Origin of the sequence: Methylophaga sp. OBS3, assembly GCF_026319325.1 — a bacterium.
GTDB lineage: Bacteria > Pseudomonadota > Gammaproteobacteria > Nitrosococcales > Methylophagaceae > Methylophaga.
On sequence record NZ_JAPDMU010000003.1, the window covers coordinates 390,153 to 406,845 of the forward strand.

Annotated in this window: 16 protein-coding genes and 1 other RNA gene; 4 read left to right on the plus strand and 13 right to left on the minus strand. The window is 45.7% G+C overall.

Features of this window, described 5'->3' with window-relative positions; translation table 11 throughout:
- Positions 1 to 7 precede the first annotated feature (7 nt).
- From mraY to rsmI, 9 genes are all read right to left on the minus strand, one after another.
- Positions 8 to 1,090 (minus strand): phospho-N-acetylmuramoyl-pentapeptide-transferase, encoded by a 1,083-nt coding sequence (gene mraY / locus OMP94_RS08605; protein ID WP_266277873.1) that lies wholly within the window; start codon positions 1,088 to 1,090, stop codon positions 8 to 10.
- A complete protein-coding gene (locus OMP94_RS08610) occupies positions 1,090 to 2,445 on the minus strand; it encodes a UDP-N-acetylmuramoyl-tripeptide--D-alanyl-D-alanine ligase (RefSeq protein ID WP_266277874.1) in 1,356 nt (451 codons plus the stop codon). The genes mraY and OMP94_RS08610 overlap by 1 nt, the downstream gene beginning before the upstream one ends.
- Positions 2,442 to 3,920 (minus strand): UDP-N-acetylmuramoyl-L-alanyl-D-glutamate--2,6-diaminopimelate ligase, encoded by a 1,479-nt coding sequence (locus tag OMP94_RS08615; RefSeq protein WP_266277875.1) that lies wholly within the window; start codon positions 3,918 to 3,920, stop codon positions 2,442 to 2,444. Before OMP94_RS08615 ends, OMP94_RS08610 begins: the two co-directional genes overlap by 4 nt.
- Positions 3,917 to 5,620, minus strand: a complete 1,704-nt coding sequence (locus OMP94_RS08620) for a peptidoglycan D,D-transpeptidase FtsI family protein (protein ID WP_266277876.1) — start codon at positions 5,618 to 5,620, stop codon at positions 3,917 to 3,919. The genes OMP94_RS08615 and OMP94_RS08620 overlap by 4 nt, the downstream gene beginning before the upstream one ends.
- Entirely contained in the window at positions 5,617 to 5,910 is a 294-nt protein-coding gene (gene ftsL, locus OMP94_RS08625; protein WP_266277877.1) for a cell division protein FtsL, read from the minus strand. The genes OMP94_RS08620 and ftsL overlap by 4 nt, the downstream gene beginning before the upstream one ends.
- Positions 5,907 to 6,845, minus strand: a complete 939-nt coding sequence (gene rsmH / locus OMP94_RS08630; protein ID WP_266277878.1) for a 16S rRNA (cytosine(1402)-N(4))-methyltransferase RsmH — start codon at positions 6,843 to 6,845, stop codon at positions 5,907 to 5,909. Before rsmH ends, ftsL begins: the two co-directional genes overlap by 4 nt.
- An 8-nt stretch (positions 6,846 to 6,853) precedes the next feature.
- Positions 6,854 to 7,306: a division/cell wall cluster transcriptional repressor MraZ gene (gene mraZ, locus OMP94_RS08635; protein WP_266277879.1), complete on the minus strand. Its 453-nt coding sequence runs from the start codon at positions 7,304 to 7,306 to the stop codon at positions 6,854 to 6,856.
- Positions 7,307 to 7,609: 303 nt separating this feature from the next.
- Positions 7,610 to 7,970: RNase P RNA component class A (gene rnpB / locus OMP94_RS08640), an RNA gene on the minus strand.
- A 24-nt stretch (positions 7,971 to 7,994) separates the two neighbouring features.
- Entirely contained in the window at positions 7,995 to 8,843 is an 849-nt protein-coding gene (rsmI, locus tag OMP94_RS08645) for a 16S rRNA (cytidine(1402)-2'-O)-methyltransferase (RefSeq protein ID WP_266277880.1), read from the minus strand.
- A gap of 91 nt (positions 8,844 to 8,934) precedes the next feature.
- On the opposite strand from rsmI, the gene OMP94_RS08650 reads away from it, so the two are divergent.
- The 3 genes from OMP94_RS08650 to OMP94_RS08660 are packed head-to-tail and all read left to right on the plus strand — an operon-like array spanning position 8,935 to position 11,755.
- Entirely contained in the window at positions 8,935 to 10,758 is a 1,824-nt protein-coding gene (locus OMP94_RS08650) for a penicillin-binding protein activator (RefSeq protein WP_266277881.1), read from the plus strand.
- Between the two features lie 3 nt (positions 10,759 to 10,761).
- Positions 10,762 to 11,130 carry a YraN family protein gene (locus OMP94_RS08655; RefSeq protein ID WP_266277882.1) on the plus strand — a complete coding sequence of 123 codons (369 nt, stop codon included), beginning with the start codon at positions 10,762 to 10,764 and terminating at the stop codon, positions 11,128 to 11,130.
- A gap of 52 nt (positions 11,131 to 11,182) precedes the next feature.
- On the plus strand, positions 11,183 to 11,755 hold the full coding sequence (locus OMP94_RS08660) for a BON domain-containing protein (protein WP_266277883.1): 573 nt from the start codon (positions 11,183 to 11,185) through the stop codon (positions 11,753 to 11,755).
- Positions 11,756 to 11,805: 50 nt separating this feature from the next.
- Here OMP94_RS08660 and hemJ read toward each other — a convergent pair whose 3' ends face one another.
- Complete coding sequence (gene hemJ, locus OMP94_RS08665; protein ID WP_323135077.1) at positions 11,806 to 12,237, minus strand: protoporphyrinogen oxidase HemJ; 432 nt, start codon at positions 12,235 to 12,237, stop codon at positions 11,806 to 11,808.
- A gap of 55 nt (positions 12,238 to 12,292) precedes the next feature.
- Here hemJ and OMP94_RS08670 point away from each other — a divergent pair, with 55 nt between their 5' ends.
- Entirely contained in the window at positions 12,293 to 12,673 is a 381-nt protein-coding gene (locus OMP94_RS08670) for a PilZ domain-containing protein (protein ID WP_266277885.1), read from the plus strand.
- Here OMP94_RS08670 and radA read toward each other — a convergent pair.
- From radA to dnaB, 3 genes are read right to left on the minus strand one after another with little or no spacing between them, the layout of a single operon-like run.
- Complete coding sequence (gene radA / locus OMP94_RS08675) at positions 12,670 to 14,058, minus strand: DNA repair protein RadA (RefSeq protein ID WP_266277886.1); 1,389 nt, start codon at positions 14,056 to 14,058, stop codon at positions 12,670 to 12,672. The genes OMP94_RS08670 and radA overlap by 4 nt on opposite strands.
- Positions 14,045 to 15,121, minus strand: coding sequence for an alanine racemase (gene alr / locus OMP94_RS08680; protein ID WP_266277887.1), 1,077 nt, complete (start codon positions 15,119 to 15,121; stop codon positions 14,045 to 14,047). Before alr ends, radA begins: the two co-directional genes overlap by 14 nt.
- The gene (dnaB, locus tag OMP94_RS08685; RefSeq protein ID WP_266277888.1) at positions 15,118 to 16,530 is read right to left on the minus strand and encodes a replicative DNA helicase; all 1,413 of its coding nucleotides are present in this window, start codon (positions 16,528 to 16,530) and stop codon (positions 15,118 to 15,120) included. The genes alr and dnaB overlap by 4 nt, the downstream gene beginning before the upstream one ends.
- Positions 16,531 to 16,693 lie beyond the last annotated feature (163 nt).

Sequence of the window (16,693 nt, forward strand, 5' to 3'; positions counted from 1 at the left end):
AAATAACTCATCTAATTTTCAGTGTTGCCAAACCGATTAACACAAGGAATACGGTAATGATCCAAAAGCGCACGATGATCCGTGGCTCAGGCCAACCTTTTAATTCGTAATGGTGATGAATAGGTGCCATCAAAAAAACACGTTTGCCACGCCATTTATACGAAGCCACCTGAATCATGACCGACAAGGTTTCAATAACAAAAACACCGCCCATGATGAGTAGAACTAACTCTTGGCGAACGATAACAGCCACGATACCCAATGCCGCACCCAATGCTAATGCACCGACATCACCCATAAAGACTTGAGCTGGATAGGTGTTAAACCACAAGAAACCTAAACCAGCCCCAACCAATGCAGCGCAGAAAACGATAAGTTCACCAGAGCCTGGTACAAATGGTATTTGGAGATATCGCGAGAATTCAGCATGACCTGCAACATAGGCAAAAAGACCTAAAGCAGCAGCCACCATTACCGTCGGCATGATCGCCAAACCATCTAGACCATCAGTTAGGTTAACCGCGTTACTGCTGCCAACAATGACCAGATAAGCCAGCAGCATGTACCAGCCACCTAAAGGAATAATGATTTCCTTAAAGAACGGCACGATTAACTGTGTTTCAGCCGGCACTGTCGCTGTTGAATATAAAAATACGGCTGCGCCAGCACCAACAACTGACTGCCAGAAATATTTGTAGCGACTGATTAAGCCTTTTGGATCTTGTCTAACCAGTTTGATGTAATCATCAACAAAACCAATGACACCAAATAACAAAGTCACCAGTAACACGACCCAAACATAGCGGTTACTTAAATCAGCCCAAAGTAATGTGCTAATGGCAATCGCCACCAAAATCAGCGAACCGCCCATGGTTGGCGTGCCTTTTTTGCTGAAATGCGACTCAGGGCCATCAGTACGAACTACCTGACCAATCTGTTTAAAACTTAATTGGCGAATCATTGCTGGCCCAACCACTAAGGCGATACCCAATGCTGTCATTACGCCCAAGATGGCACGTAATGTCAGATACTGAACTACGCTAAAGCCACTGTAATACTGGCTTAGATATTCACTCAGAATTAACAGCATTAGCGCTCTCCTCCGCTTACTAAAGTGTCAGCCAGTTTGTCGAGTTGCATAAAACGTGAACCTTTAATCAGACAGGTCACGCCAGCTTGTAAGTTGTTTTGTAAATAGGCTTGTAAAGCATCTCGGTCTGCATAGTGCTCGGCATTCTCACCAAAGGCGGTTGTTGCTTGTGCGCTTTGCTCGCCAACAGTAAATAAACGGTTTACACCCGCCACTTTGGCATCAAGTCCCATTTGTTTGTGTACTTGCAGACTATCTGGACCTAATTCGCCAAAGTCACCCAATACTAACCAGCGTTGTTCTGGGAAGCTTTTCAATGTCGCCAATGCTTGACCAAATGAACCAGGGTTTGCGTTGTAGGTATCGTCAATCAACACCGCTTTTTGCTTGGTATTTCTCACTTGCAGACGATGTGGCACTGGTTTGATATTGGCCAAACCTTTAATCATTGCAGCAGGGTCAATACCCAGTGCATGACAAATTGTTATAGCAGCCAATGCATTAGCCACATTATGGGCACCAGGTAATGGCAATGTAACAAAGTGGTTTACGCCATCTAATTCCACCATGAAGCTGCTACCCGCAGGCGTTGTTTGGCAGTCTAGCGCCATCACGTCTGCTGAATTTTGCATGCCAAATGTCAGCGTTTTACGCTCGCCAATCAATGGTTTCCAAATCGCTTGATAGTCCATATCGGCATTTACGACAGCCACACCATCAGCTTTCAGGCCACCATAAATAGCGCCTTTTTCTGTCGCAACACCGTCTAAGCTGCCAAAGCCTTCTAAATGGGCAGCCCCAACATTATTGATAACGGCGACTTGAGGTTTAGCCATCGCAACCAGTCTGGCGATTTCGCCCAGATGATTGGCGCCCATCTCAATCACGGCATATTGGTGCTCAGCTTTAAGTCGGGTTAGCGTTAAAGGCACACCCAATTCATTATTCAAATTACCTTGGGTGGCAATAACATGATGCTGTTGTGCCAACATCGCACTGACCATTTCTTTCAGTGTTGTCTTGCCATTACTACCAGTAATCGCAACAATTTTTGCCTGACTTTGTTCAGCCCAATGTGTTGCTAACTTGCCAAAAGCACTAACCACATCCTCAACGACCAACTGAGGTAACTCATCATCTTGTTTACGGCTGACTAAAGCGGCAACAGCACCGGCTTCACGAGCCTGTGCTAAATAATCATGGCCATCAACTTGGCTACCGGTTAATGCAATAAAAATGTCGCCTTTTTTAACTTTACGGCTATCAATAGCAGTACCTGTAACTGCCGTGGCAGCACCTTGGTAATCACAACCGAGCAACTTGGCAATATCCGTTAACACCAGTGGCAAGCTCATAGATTTACTCCAGCCTGTTGTTGGCGCGCTGCCTGCGCTTCCATCACAACGGCAATATCATTAAAAGGTTGTTTCTGGCCTTGTTTTTCTTGGTAGGTCTCGTGACCTTTACCGGCAACAAGAATCATGTCGTCATTAGCGGCTTCGGCAACGGCATAAAAAATTGCTTCGCGCCGATCAGTTTTGACTAAGGCGCTTTCAGGTTTTTGTAGGCCGCTCAGAATGGCTTCGATAATGTTTTCACTACTTTCACTGCGCGGATTATCGTCAGTTAAAACCAATCTATCTGCGTGTTGCTCTGCTTGCTCACCCATTAACGGACGTTTGCCGGTGTCTCTGTCACCGCCACAACCAAACACACACCATAAAGCAGCGCTTTGGTTTAAATGTTGACGCATCGCAGTCAGTGCTTGGGCAATGGCATCCGGAGTATGGGCGTAATCAACAACAACTGATGGGCTGTTTTGTTCACGTAGTAATTGCATACGACCTGTTACAGGTTTTACGGCTGTCAAACACTTGGCGATAACCGCTGACTGATAATCCAATGCACTCAATACGGCTGCGGTTGCTAATAAATTATCCACATTAAAACGGCCTAATAAGGGGCTATTAATATGGGTAGTTTTAGTCTGGCCGGTTAAATCGAAATGTAATCCCTCATTATCACAATGCAATCCACTTGCTTGCCAATCAGCAGTTTGTGTTTGGCTGTAGCTAACATGACTGATATGACTTTTTGGCTGAGCATAAAACTGCTGGCCATAGTTATCATCAATATTGAAAATTGCTGTATTAACAGAAGCAAATGTAAACAGGCGTTGTTTTGCTGCCGCATAAGATGCCATATCACCATGGTAATCAAGATGATCACGACTCAGGTTAGTAAACACTGCAATATTGATATCAACAGCGTTTAACCGACCTTGCTCCAATGCATGTGATGACGCTTCCAAGACAACGTGCTTGATACCTTGTTGTTGCATCTCAGCCAAAACGCGCTGTAATTGCAGCGGACTTGGCGTTGTCATGCCTGTGTCTTGTAGCTGATTGATTCGACCTTGTCCTAAGGTGCCAATCACCCCACATGGGGTTGCCAATGATTCCAAGCTTTGCGCGATAAACTGACTCACCGACGTTTTACCATTGGTGCCAGTCACCGCAATCACGGTCATTGATTTACTTGGCTGACCATAAAAGCGGTCACCTAATAAGCTAATTTTCTGATCTAGCTCTGCAATTTTTAATACCGGCACTGTCGTTTCAACACTATGTGAGTCATCGATAACGATAGCTTTAGCACCGGCGTTAACCGCTTGGTCAACATGTTGCTGACGCATTGCTGATTGTTTGGCACTGGCAATAAATAAACCGGCAGTTTGCATCTCACGGCTATCCATTGAGATACGTTCGATCTCAATATCCAAGTCCAATGGCTCACACAATCCAGCAAGTAATCTATTTAATGAAATCAATGCTTGGCCACCTGTAGTTGTGTGGTTGGCAAAGCATCTGGGGCGATGTTTAACAAACGCATCGCTCCTGTCATGACTTCGGCAAAGACTGGTGCAGCAACCGCACCACCGTAATATTCATCATTACCCGGTGAGTCGACCATAACGACCATCGCTAAACGTGGATCGCTGGCTGGAATCAGACCGGCAAATACTGATTGGTAATCGGCTTTGGCATAACCGCCGGCACGTGCTTTTTTGACCGTACCGGTTTTACCTGCAACACGATAATTTTGCACTGCTGCACGTGTGGCCGTCCCGCCAGGCAGCACAGTCAACTCCATCATGCCGCGAATAGTTTGCATCAGATCTTTGTTAAACATTCGCTTACCAGGCATTGGCTTATCTTGCTTAACAAAAGTAACGTCACGCAAAATGCCATCACTACCGATAACACTGTAGGCACGCGCTAATTGCAATGCATTGGTAACGAGGCCGTAGCCATAGGCTAATGTGGCACGGTCAAGTTTGCGCCAATCGCTGCGGTCTGGAAGATAACCAACGGCTTCACCCGGAAAATACGCACCGGTATCCATGCCCATACCAAAGCTTGCAAAGTCATTCCATAAATCATCTGGCTCAAGTGCCAAGGCAATTTTTGATGAGGCAATATTGCTAGACTTTTGGATCAAGGTCGCAAGGTCAATCTCACCGTAATCACGGAAGTCGGTAATTGGATGGCCCGAAACGCGGAAAACACCCGGGTGGGTGTTGATGATAGTTTTTTCATCAAAGAGTCCTGACTTCAAACCGCTGACCACTGTAAATGGTTTCACTGTTGAGCCGGGCTCAAATAAATCTGTCACTGCACGATTTCGAAAATCGCTGCTACGAAGTCCGGTACGGTTATTTGGGTTAAACGCCGGTTGATTAGCCATCGCCAATACTTCGCCAGTTTTCACGTCCAAAATTACTGCTGTTCCTGCTAACGCACCATGGGTTTTAATCGCATTTTTTAGGGCGTTGTAGCTTAAATATTGCAGTCTTAGGTCGAGACTTAATTGTAAATTTTCACCTGCTTTAGCAGCACGAATTTGCTCACCGCCACCAACAAAATTACCTTTACTGTCACGTACCATACGTTTCAGGCCAGGTACGCCAGTTAGGATTGGCTCATAAGCGAGCTCCAGACCTTCTTGGCCACGGTCATCAATATTAGTGAAACCCAATACGTGACCACTGACTTCTGCCGTTGGGTAGTAGCGTTTGTATTCGCGTTGTAATGCCACGCCCGGAATTTTAAGCTCTTTAACCTTTGCAGATAATGCCGGTGTAATGCGACGTTTAATATAAACAAACTCGCGGCTTGTGTTACTCGCAATACGATCCTGAATGCTGTTTAAGCTGACGTCTAAAATTTTGGCAAGTTTAGCTAAATCAGGCTGATCAACAGGCGTGACTTGCGGGTTAATCCAAACCGAATGTACTGGCGTACTAATAGCTAAAGGCTCACCATGACGATCCAGAATCATGCCCCTATGGGCAACGACCGGCACATTGCGTAAATGTCTGGCATCACCTTGGTTACGCAAAAATTCGTTATTCAGAATTTGAATATCAACCAAACGCCAAAGCAAGCCCAGCACAATTAATGCAAAGCTGAACCGAACTAGCGTTAAACGCCAGCCATTTACTTGCATCGCTGAACCTTGACGACTCATGGCATCACCATAATAGTGTCATCGTTAGTTGGAGATTTCATTTCCAGCTTATGACGCGCTTGTTGTTCAACACGCCCCGGACTTGCCCAGGTGCTCAGCTCTAATAACAAACGGCCCCATTCTTCATTCAATTGGTCGCGTTGATTTTCTAACTGTTGCATCACCACAAACTCACTGCGGCCAACATGTTTTGTAACCACCACAGCAACGGCTGAAAACAGTAGCAATAACAACATTACGACCATCGGTAAGTCCGCTCTAATGGTCGCAAACATAGCTGATAGGTTCATGCCAGTTTCTCCGCAACACGGAGCACAGCACTACGCGCTCTTGGATTAACAGCCAACTCTTCGTCACCAGCACGAATGGCTTTACCAATAATTTTCAGACGTGGATTTAACTCAGCAGCACGAATTGGGAAATGAGCAGGTAAATCGTCGCCTTTGGCTTCATCGCGGAAATAGCGTTTAACAATGCGATCTTCCAATGAATGGAAACTAATCACCGCTAAGCGGCCACCGACAGCCAGCACATCCATCGCTTTTTCTAATGCAGTGGTTAACTCTTGCAGTTCGTTATTAATAAAAATACGAATTGCTTGGAAAGTCCGTGTTGCAGGATGTTTAAATTTGTCTTTGCTTGGGCTGGCTTTATCAACTAACTCGGCTAATTGTCTTGTCGTTGTGATCGGTGCAACCTGACGCTGTTCAATAATCGCTCTGGCAATACGTTTGCCATAACGTTCTTCGCCAAGTGTTTTGATTACTGTTGCAATTTCTGCTTCTTCAGCATGTGCCAACCACTCAGCAGCACTGATACCACTGCTGGTATCCATACGCATATCCAGTGGGCCATCCTGCATAAAACTGAAGCCACGAGCGGCTTCATCTAATTGCGGTGACGAAACCCCGATATCTAGCAAGATGCCATCTATACGCTGCTGCCAAAGTCGTTGATGAATCACGGTATCTAATTGGGAGAAGGCACAATGCTCAATACTGAAACGTGGATCTTCTGAGGCTAACTGCTGACCAACCGCAATCGCGGCCGGATCTCTATCTAGACCAAGCAGACGACCATCATTGTCTAATTTTTGGAGAATGGCACGGCTATGACCGCCACGGCCAAAAGTGCCGTCGACATAAATCCCTGCCGGCTTGATCGCTAGCGAGGTCACAGTCTCTTCGAGCAAGACTGGTAAATGTTTTGGGAGGCTCTCTGTCATGGTCCACCCTATATGGATAGGCTTTCAAGTTCAGCCGGCATTATTGCGTCGAAGTCTTCCTGCAAACAGTCTTCCATCAAGCTGTTCCAAGTTTGCTCATCCCACAATTCAAACTTGTTACCTTGACCAATCATCACGATGTTTTTATCAAGTCCAGCAAACTCTCTCAGTTTTGCTGGTAATAAAACACGACCATGACCATCCATCGTGCATTCAGTGGCATAACCAAGCAGCATCCGTTTCAAACGACGCACTTGCGGATTAAGACTAGGTAAAGCACCTAGCTTTTCCTCGACCAATTCCCATTCGGGTAAAGGGTAAACCTGCAAACAGTGATCAGCATGATCGATAGTGACAACCAGACGGCCTTCACAACAGACATCCAGCTGCTTACGGAAACGAGCTGGCACAGCCATTCGCCCCTTTGCATCCAGATTAAATGTCGCAACGCCTCTAAACACGCTGAATCCTCAAAAATTAATTGTGATCCACAAAGATCCACTTTTCCCCACTAACCGACACTATAGGAGTGCAGATCAGACAAGTCAAGCATCAAAATCATCAAAATCCTCTTTTTACGACAAGGACTTAGCGACGTTTTGTGAAAGTGGGAGAAAACGGATCGGGTACTTAGGTGAGGACTGTTTTCTTATCAAAAAACTGGCTGACGAAGTTAAAGTAAATTCTAGCTATAGAAAAAATTTGACAGCATAAAGACAGCTCGAAAAAAACTTTCGAACAACGCCAATTAGGTCACATGGAAAAAGTTGAGATGGCCATAAGCCGGGTTCTGTCGTGGACAATCATTCATCTGGGACAGATGTCACCATCTGCCTCAAGCAACCTACCCGGGAACCATGCGGGCCGCATGCCATGCTTTAAAAGCATGTGTTCCCCTATTTGGTCTTGCTCCAGGTGGGGTTTACCTTGCCGTTGCTGTTGCCAGCCGCGCGGTGCGCTCTTACCGCACCATTTCACCCTTACCCTGCATTCTAGATGCTGGGCGGTATCCTTTCTGTTGCACTTGCCGTGGACTCACGTCCCCCAGGTGTTACCTGGCACCTTACCCTGTGGAGCCCGGACTTTCCTCACTAAAAGAATTAGTGCGATTGTCTGGCCATCTCAAGCGCATATTTTACGCAAGCTTGATTATTTCTGCTGAAGTTTCAACGCTAATTGATAGGCGGCATTTTTACTCACCGATAACCACTCAGCGGTAATGGTTGCCGCTTTTTTCACCGGCATCTCTGGTAGCAGCAGATTTAGCATACGTTGCATCGCTTGCTCATCAGCGGACATGCCGTCGACTGCACCAGCAACCAATAAGACAATTTCCCCTTTTTGCTGATTATTATCAGCGGCAACCCACTCTGCTAACTCTGCCAGTGGACGAGTCTCAATAGTTTCATGGATTTTGGTGAGCTCTCTGGCAATACAGGCCTGTCGGTCGGCACCAAAGATTTGCTGCATTTCATTGAGTGTTGCCGCAACACGTTTAGGACTTTCATAAAAGATAAGCGTACGCGTGTCCTCTGCCAGAATTTGCAACTTTTGTTGTCTAGCACCAGATTTAGGTGGCAAGAATCCTTCAAAAGCAAAACGATCGGATGGCAAACCAGAAGCCGATAAGGCGGCAATAAACGCACAACTGCCGGGAATTGGAATGACCTTTATCCCAGCACTCCGCACTAATGTGACTAATTTATAACCCGGGTCACTGATAAGCGGCGTACCCGCATCTGAAATGAGCGCAATGGATTGACCTTCTTGAAGCTTTTCCAGTAACAATTGGCTACGTTGTTGCTCGTTATGGTCATGCAACGATATTGATGGTGTTGAGATGAGGTGCAAGTCGAGTAGATATTTACTGTGACGAGTATCCTCAGCGGCAATAAGATCAACCTCTTTTAAGGTTTCGACTGCGCGCGTGCTCATATCGCCAAGATTACCAATCGGCGTTGCCACAATATACAAATGGCCGGGTTCTGTTACTGACACGATGAATTCCTGAAGTGCGACACGGTTCTGGTCGTAATATACGCTAACAGGTAAGATGATGCCTTTAATCCACTGACAAACGCAGGCCAAGATGCAAAGAATTTCTACTTTTCTGTTGGTAATGCTGGTGATGACATTAGCAGCATGTCAACCAATCGCCGTTGATCGTAAACCACAACTCGTTACGGCGGAAAGCCTAGTCTCAGAAGCAGAAACATCTGGTGATCTTAAAACCGCAGCTGATAACTATCTCAGTAAAGCGGAAGACAGCACTGGCCCGCTCCAATCAGCTTATTACTTACGCGCAGCGACAGTACTTTATAAACTAGAAGACTTTCCTCAAGCCGTTGAAGCATACAAACAAATTAATACCGCGCAACTTAGTGATGGTGAACAAGTTGATGCAGCTTTGTTACGCGCTGATATCGCTATTATTCAACAAGACTCTGCTGCCGCTTTAAACGCTCTTGATAGTATTGATTTAACCAAAACGAATACTGAACAAAAAGTTCAAGCACTTTCATTGCGTACGCAAGCATACGCTTTGAGTGGCAACATGCTGGATAAAGCGCTAGCTCATACAGAACTTGATCCATTACTAGCTGGCCCAGATCAAGCGACTAATCGCGAGGCACTATGGCAAGCATTAATGTCTTTGGATACACAGCAATTAGATTTATTTAACCCTGGTCAACCGCCAGCAGACGATAGCGGTTGGTTTGCACTGGCTTATGCCATGAAAGCTTATGTGAATAATCCCGAAGCATTAGAAGTTGCCTTGGAAGATTGGCAGCGGAGTTATCCAAATCATCCGGCAGATCTTAGTAGTTTGGAAAAAACGGTTAAGCCGGTTTTTAAACTATCTTCAGATCTGAATCATGTGGCTGTCTTACTGCCAGAATCAGGCCCAATTGCAGGTGCTGCTCAGGCTGTTAAACAAGGCATTATTGCTGCCCACTTTAACAACAACAGTGGTCGAGATTTAGCGTTTTATGATGTGCAAAACAATGCCGTAGTCGCTTACCAAGAAGCAGTTGCTGCAGGTGCGAACATTGTTATTGGTCCCCTCGATAAGGCTTCGGTTGAACAATTAGCTAAGCTGGATATGCTACCCGTTCCGGTAATTGCCTTGAACCGCATCACAAATGCACCAGAACACAGTAATTTATTCCAATTTGGTTTAGCCCCAGAAGATGATGCCCGTACTGCTGCTATATATGCTGCCAAACAAGGTTACACGCGCGCTTTGGTACTTGGCCCTCGTAATGAATGGGGTGAACGGGTAACTCATGCTTTTGAAGACGCTTGGCGTGAAGAAGGTGGTAGTGTTGTACGCAGCAATGGTTATCGCGAATCAGCCAATGATTTCGGCGAAGTCATCGTGCCACTGTTCGGTTTAAATGCCAGTGAACAGCGGGCTAAGGATTTAAGAAGCACCTTAGGCCGCACATTAGAATTTGAGCCACGTCGCCGCCAAGATGTGGACTTTATCTTTGTCGTTGCGAAACCACTTAAAGCAAGACAGTTAGTTCCCCAATTCCGCTTCCACCGCTCAGGTAATATGCCAATCATCACCACATCACATGCCTATGATGGTGAAGCAAATGCGCGTCAGGACATTGATCTTAACGGCGCTATTATTAGTGATATCCCTTGGATCATTTCTCCATCAGAAGATGCCATCTATCAAGGTTTGCTGGCCCAAGCACGTGGCGATAAAGGCACCTATATGCGCCTGGCCGCCATGGGTGTGGATGCTTATAACTTAATTGATGAACTGAGTGAATTAAGTCGCTCGGATAATGCTAGTTACCAAGGTGTCACTGGTGACTTGCAGATCAACGAAAAAGGCTATGTTCAACGTTTAATGCCACAAGGTATTTTCAAAGATGGGTTGTTATCCCCTCTTCCTTAAACTATGAGCCGTCGCAGCGGACAACTTGCAGAACAGACCGCTTGCGACTACTTGCAGCAGCAAGGGTTAGTGTTTCTCACGCAAAATTATCACTGCCGGCGTGGTGAAATAGACTTGGTCATGAAAGATGCCGATGTGCTGGTTTTTGTCGAAGTACGTGCCAGGCAGAATGACCGTTATGGCAGTGCATTAGAAAGTATTACGCCAACTAAACAATCGCGTATCATTGCCACCGCTCAACACTACTTACAGCAAAAACAAGAACAGGCAACTTGCCGCTTTGATGTGGTGACCCTGCGAATTCATAGCGAAAAAGATGGTCAAAGCCATCAAGTTTGTGAATGGATCCGTGATGCTTTCCAGCTAAGTTGAGTCTGACAGTCTGTACACTGTCGGTTGTTAAATTCCTCTTGAGGTTATTTTCATGCGTCGTTTTTATCTGATTAGTTTTTTGCTTAGTTTATGTTTACTACAAGGCTGCCCTGCCGTCGTAGTTGGTGGTGCGGCAACTGGCGCCGCAGTCAATAATGATCGCCGTACTACTGGCGCCATGATCGATGATCAAGGTATAGAGTTCAAAGCCAGCTCAACGATTTACAAAAACAAAAAAATCTATGACCAAAGTCATATCAACTTCACTAGCTTTAACGGCGTATTGCTGATCACAGGTGAAACACCAAGTGAAGCCCTGAAACAAGAAGTCACAGAGTTAGTTAAAGATATTCCACGGGTTCGTAAGGTGTACAACGAGCTAGCGTTATTAGCACCAAGTGCAGTGCCATCTCGCACTAGCGATGGTTGGATTACTTCAAAAGTAAAATCAAAACTATTGGCTGATAAAAATGTTAAAGGCCTAAACACCAAAGTTGTGACTGAGCGCGGTATTGTTTATCTGATGGGTAAAATCCGTAAAGCAGAAGCCGACAAAGTAGTGAATGTTGTTCGTAGTACTGGCGGTGTTCAGAAAGTTGTTAAAGTTTTTGAATACATCGACTAAACGATACCAGCTACATCAAAAAAGCCCCGTAAATCGGGGCTTTTTTTTACTTAAAATGGTTTCACAACGGCCAAAATCACTACTGCGATCAAAACGAGTACAGGCAACTCATTAAACCAGCGATAAAACACATGACTCTTGGTATTGGCGTCATTAGCAAAGTGTTTGAGATACCGACCACAAACATGGTGATAAATAAAAAGCAGTAAGACCAGCGTTAATTTGGCATGTAACCAGCCCATCGTTTTCAATGTGGCTAAATCATAAAAGCTCAACAGCCAGCCACCAAAAATGACCGTCAAAATCGCACTTGGCGTCATTATGCCGCGATACAGTTTACGTTCCATGATCTTAAAACGTGCATTACCCGCAGCATCTTCTGTTTGCGCGTGATAGACAAATAAGCGTGGCAAATAAAATAACGATGCAAACCAAGTAACGATAAAAATAAGATGAAATGCTTTTACCCAAAGCATAGATATGTCTCCTAACGAATAAACAGTGATAGTATCGACTCTAACAGCAAAGGAGTTGGCCATGTCAGAATCTGAGCACTCACAACGTCGTTTTCAGCGGATTCCTTTCTCTGCAACCGCAAATGTCCATGCCATCAAAGGTGAGCTTCACCCGCAGTGCCACGTCGTAGATGTCTCGCTTAACGGCCTATTAATTGAAAAGCCGGTCGGCTGGATAGGCGCCATCGGTGACGAATATCACATTGACCTGCTGCTAAATAATGCCGAGCTCGTTATCAAAATGCAGGCCGAAGTGGCACACATCGATAATGGGACGATTGGCTTTCATTGCAGCCTGATTGATTTAGAAAGCATTAGTCATTTAAAGCGTTTAGTGGAACTTAATCTAGGCGATGAGGATTTACTGCACCGGGAACTAGCCGCACTTATTCACGACAGCTAAAGCCAGGCGTTTCTTAAAGCTTCTATCGCTGCAGATAAATGCTGTACTGGAATGACTTTCATATCTTTAATTGGTTTACGGGGTGCATTGGCAGCAGGCACTAATGCATGGGTAAAACCATGTTTTGCCGCATCACGAATTCGCTCTTCACCTGCTTGAACAGGTCGAATCTCACCAGTCAGCCCCACTTCACCAAACATCACCCAATCATGAGGCAACGCTTTATTACGCAAACTTGAAATCACTGCCGCTAAAACCGATAAATCAGCCCCTGTTTCGCTCAACTTAACACCACCCACGACATTGATAAAAACATCTTGGTCATGGCAAGTAATACCGCCATGGCGGTGAAGGATCGCCAGTAACATTGCTAAACGATTTTGCTCTAAACCCACCGATACCCGACGTGGATTGCCAAGCGGGCTTTCATCAACCAATGCTTGAACTTCCACGAGCATCGGCCGGCTACCTTCACGGATAACAGTAATCACACTTCCCGGCACAGCCTGCTCACCACGAGATAGGAAAATCGCCGATGGGTTACTGACTTCGCGCAGCCCCAACTCCGTCATGGCAAACACGCCTAACTCATTCACTGCGCCAAAACGATTTTTCACAGCACGCAAGATCCGATAACGCGTTGAGCTGTCACCTTCAAAATACAATACTGTATCGACCATATGCTCTAAAACACGAGGTCCAGCAAGCGCACCTTGCTTGGTAACATGACCAACCAAGATCATCGTGGTACCACTCGATTTGGCATATCTGACTAATTGCGCGGCACTCTCACGTACTTGGGCAACGGTACCTGGTGCTGATTGCAGTAATTCGGTAAAGACAGTTTGAATAGAGTCGATGACCATAACCTGCGGTCTACGCTGCTGAGCGGTCACAATCATTTGCTCTGCATGTGTTTCTGCTAACAAATCAACAGGGGTTTCTTGTAGTTGAAGTCGTTCAGCACGTAATTTAATTTGTTGTAGTGATTCTTCACCACTGACATACAGCGGGCTGAGTCCACTGGTTTTCGCCATCATTGCCATGGCCTGTAACAGCAAGGTAGATTTACCAATACCCGGATCACCACCAATCAAAACAACAGATCCTGTGACCAAGCCACCACCTAATACACGGTCTAATTCAGGTAAACCGGTAGACCAGCGCACAGCTTGTTCAGAGGTGACTTCTTGGAGTGTTTGAACAACATTTTGCTGCTGTCCAGCATAGCCAGTGTGACGACTTATGGCAGCCTGACTTGAAGCTGGTGCATGTACTTCTTCAGTTAAGCTATTCCATGCACCACATTCGCTGCACTGCCCTGCCCATTGTGGTGTTTGAGAACCGCACTCTTTACAAACATAGACACGTTTAACTTTGGCCATTTTGGTACTTCCTTGTAACTCGCCCAGCCAGCACTGTTGTTAATTCATAGGGGATGGTCTTAGCGCGTACCGCTTGTGATTCGACACTGAGTGATTCATGTCCCCAAATAACAACCTCATCACCGGTTACGGCATCAGGACAATCTTTGAGAAGTACACATACCGTATCCATAGATACACGACCAATCACCGGTACTAACACACCACGAATCATGACTTGACCAGCGTTAGATAATTGACGATTAAAGCCGTCACCATAACCAATACTGACAACGCCCATTCGGCATACTTCTGTTGCTGTCCATTCACCACCATAACCAACTTCATGGCCAGGCGCTAAAACCTGTGTAGCGATAAGTGTCGACTTTAACTGCATAACTGGTTTAAGACCGAGGTCGGCCCCAGTTTTATCAGCAAAAGGCGAAATGCCATATAGCATCAGCCCGGGACGTACCCAGTCGCCATGTGATGTCGGCAAGTTGATAACAGCTGCAGAGTTCGCCATACAAATCGGTAAACCTGATTGTTCAGCTAACTGATGCATGACCGCAATTTGCTTGAAATTTCGATCATCATCGTAAAGATCAGAGTTTGCAAAATGGCTCATCAAGCCCATTTTGTTTCGATAGCTTGTTAACCGCTCGATTGCATCACTAATGACTTTTGAAGGTAAACCGAGACGATGCATACCTGTCTCTAGCATTAACCAACAATAAGGTAAGTCAGTGACGTTTAATAACCATTCGATATGGGCTGGTTGATGAATAACTGGAGCAAGTTGGTACTCAACTGCAGTTTGAAGCTCTGCAAGCGTATGGACGCCCTCAAGTATCGTAATAGCATGATTGAAGCCTGCATTTCTAAGTGCAACACCTTCACTCAATCGCGCAACAGCAAAAGCGTCACTGTCAATAAGTGCCGAAGCTATTTGCGTCACACCATGACCATAAGCATCAGCTTTGATAACTGACATGACTTTACTATTGGGAGCAAACTTACGAACACACTCAAGGTTGTGTTTTAAAGCCTCAAGATTAATGACTGCGTGTGGATAGAGCGTCACGAATGATCATCACCATATTCGTCGTAGTAAGCAGGCGCAAAGTTTTCAAAGCGCGTGTATTTACCTTGGAAGGTCAATGCGACCGTACCAATTGGACCGTTACGTTGCTTACCGATAATGATTTCGGCTTTGCCTTTATCTGCTGAGTCAGCGTTATAGACTTCATCACGATAAATAAAGACGATGATATCGGCATCCTGCTCAATCGCACCTGACTCACGTAAATCTGACATGACTGGACGTTTGTTTGGGCGCTGTTCCAATGAACGGTTTAACTGTGATAAGGCAATCACTGGCACATTTAATTCTTTAGCCAGAGCTTTAAGAGAACGCGATATTTCAGAGATCTCTGTGGCCCGGTTTTCAGACTGACGCCCCGTACTACTACCTTGCATCAACTGGAGGTAGTCGATGACGATAAGACTAAGGCCATGTTCACGTTTTAAACGTCTCGCACGTGCACGAAGTTCGGTTGGTGTAAGACCGCCGGTATCATCAATAAATAATGGCGCATCATTTAACAACTGAATCGCCGAGGTTAGACGCGGCCAATCCTCATCGTTCAATTTGCCGGTACGCAGTCTATGCTGATCAATACGGCCAAGCGATGACAACATACGCATTGCTAACGAGTCTGCCGGCATTTCCATACTAAATACCGCAACCGGCTCTTTTGCCTGGATTGCAGCATTTTCAGCAATATTCATCGCAAAGGTGGTTTTACCCATCGATGGACGGCCAGCAACGATAATTAAATCTGCCGGCTGTAAACCTGATGTTTGCTCATCAAAGTCAATAAAGCCAGTTGGTAAACCGGTAATACCGCTGTCTTGTTCAAATAGTTGGTCAATACGATCAACAACCGTACTCAATACTTCTTTGACCTGAATAAAACCACCACCACGTTTTGCACCTTTTTCGGCGATTTCAAATACATGGCGTTCAGCAACATCCAGCATTTCTTCGCTGTTACGACCTTCTGGCGTAAAAGCCATGTTGGCAATGTTGTTACCAATTTGGATAAGTTGCCGGAGGATTGATCGCTCACGAACGATATTCGCATAGGCTGCGATATTGGCGGCACTTGGGGTATTTCTAGCCAGTGTTCCAAGATAGGCAAGTTCGCCGACCTTGTCTAATTCACCACGTTGTTCGTGGTACTCAGCCAATGTGATGACATCAACTGGCTGGGCTTTTTCCATCAATTGCTCGATGGCTTGGAAAATAAGTTGGTGGTCGCGACGATAGAAGTCCTTCTCGACAAGGACATCGGCGACTTGTTCCCATGCATTGTTGTCCAGCATCAAGCCGCCAAGTACTGACTGCTCTGCTTCAACGGAATGCGGAGGAACCTTCAATGCCTGCGTAGCGTTATCCTGATAATCTTCCGGATAGGTAATCTGTTCCACAGGCAACACCCAGGCTGGTTAAACATAAAGCGACTACTTTTGTAGTCAAAAATAAGACACAGGCCATTATGACCTGTGTCCCATCTTTAATCTAGCAGAGAGGTTTACTCTTGCTCTTGTGCTTTCGCGATAGCTTCTTGCTCTTCGCGGGCTGCATCACGTG

Excerpts from the sequence above, each read along its gene's own strand:
- OMP94_RS08650 (WP_266277881.1), top strand. The coding sequence starts at position 8,935 with ATGCAAAGAATTTCTACTTTTCTGTTGGTAATGCTGGTGATGACATTA.
- ftsL (WP_266277877.1), bottom strand. The coding sequence starts at position 5,910 with ATGAACCTATCAGCTATGTTTGCGACCATTAGAGCGGACTTACCGATG.
- mraY (WP_266277873.1), bottom strand. The coding sequence starts at position 1,090 with ATGCTGTTAATTCTGAGTGAATATCTAAGCCAGTATTACAGTGGCTTT.
- OMP94_RS08610 (WP_266277874.1), bottom strand. The coding sequence starts at position 2,445 with ATGAGCTTGCCACTGGTGTTAACGGATATTGCCAAGTTGCTCGGTTGT.
- OMP94_RS08670 (WP_266277885.1), top strand. The coding sequence starts at position 12,293 with ATGTCAGAATCTGAGCACTCACAACGTCGTTTTCAGCGGATTCCTTTC.
- OMP94_RS08655 (WP_266277882.1), top strand. The coding sequence starts at position 10,762 with ATGAGCCGTCGCAGCGGACAACTTGCAGAACAGACCGCTTGCGACTAC.
- OMP94_RS08620 (WP_266277876.1), bottom strand. The coding sequence starts at position 5,620 with ATGAGTCGTCAAGGTTCAGCGATGCAAGTAAATGGCTGGCGTTTAACG.
- radA (WP_266277886.1), bottom strand. The coding sequence starts at position 14,058 with ATGGCCAAAGTTAAACGTGTCTATGTTTGTAAAGAGTGCGGTTCTCAA.
- OMP94_RS08660 (WP_266277883.1), top strand. The coding sequence starts at position 11,183 with ATGCGTCGTTTTTATCTGATTAGTTTTTTGCTTAGTTTATGTTTACTA.
- rsmH (WP_266277878.1), bottom strand. The coding sequence starts at position 6,845 with ATGACAGAGAGCCTCCCAAAACATTTACCAGTCTTGCTCGAAGAGACT.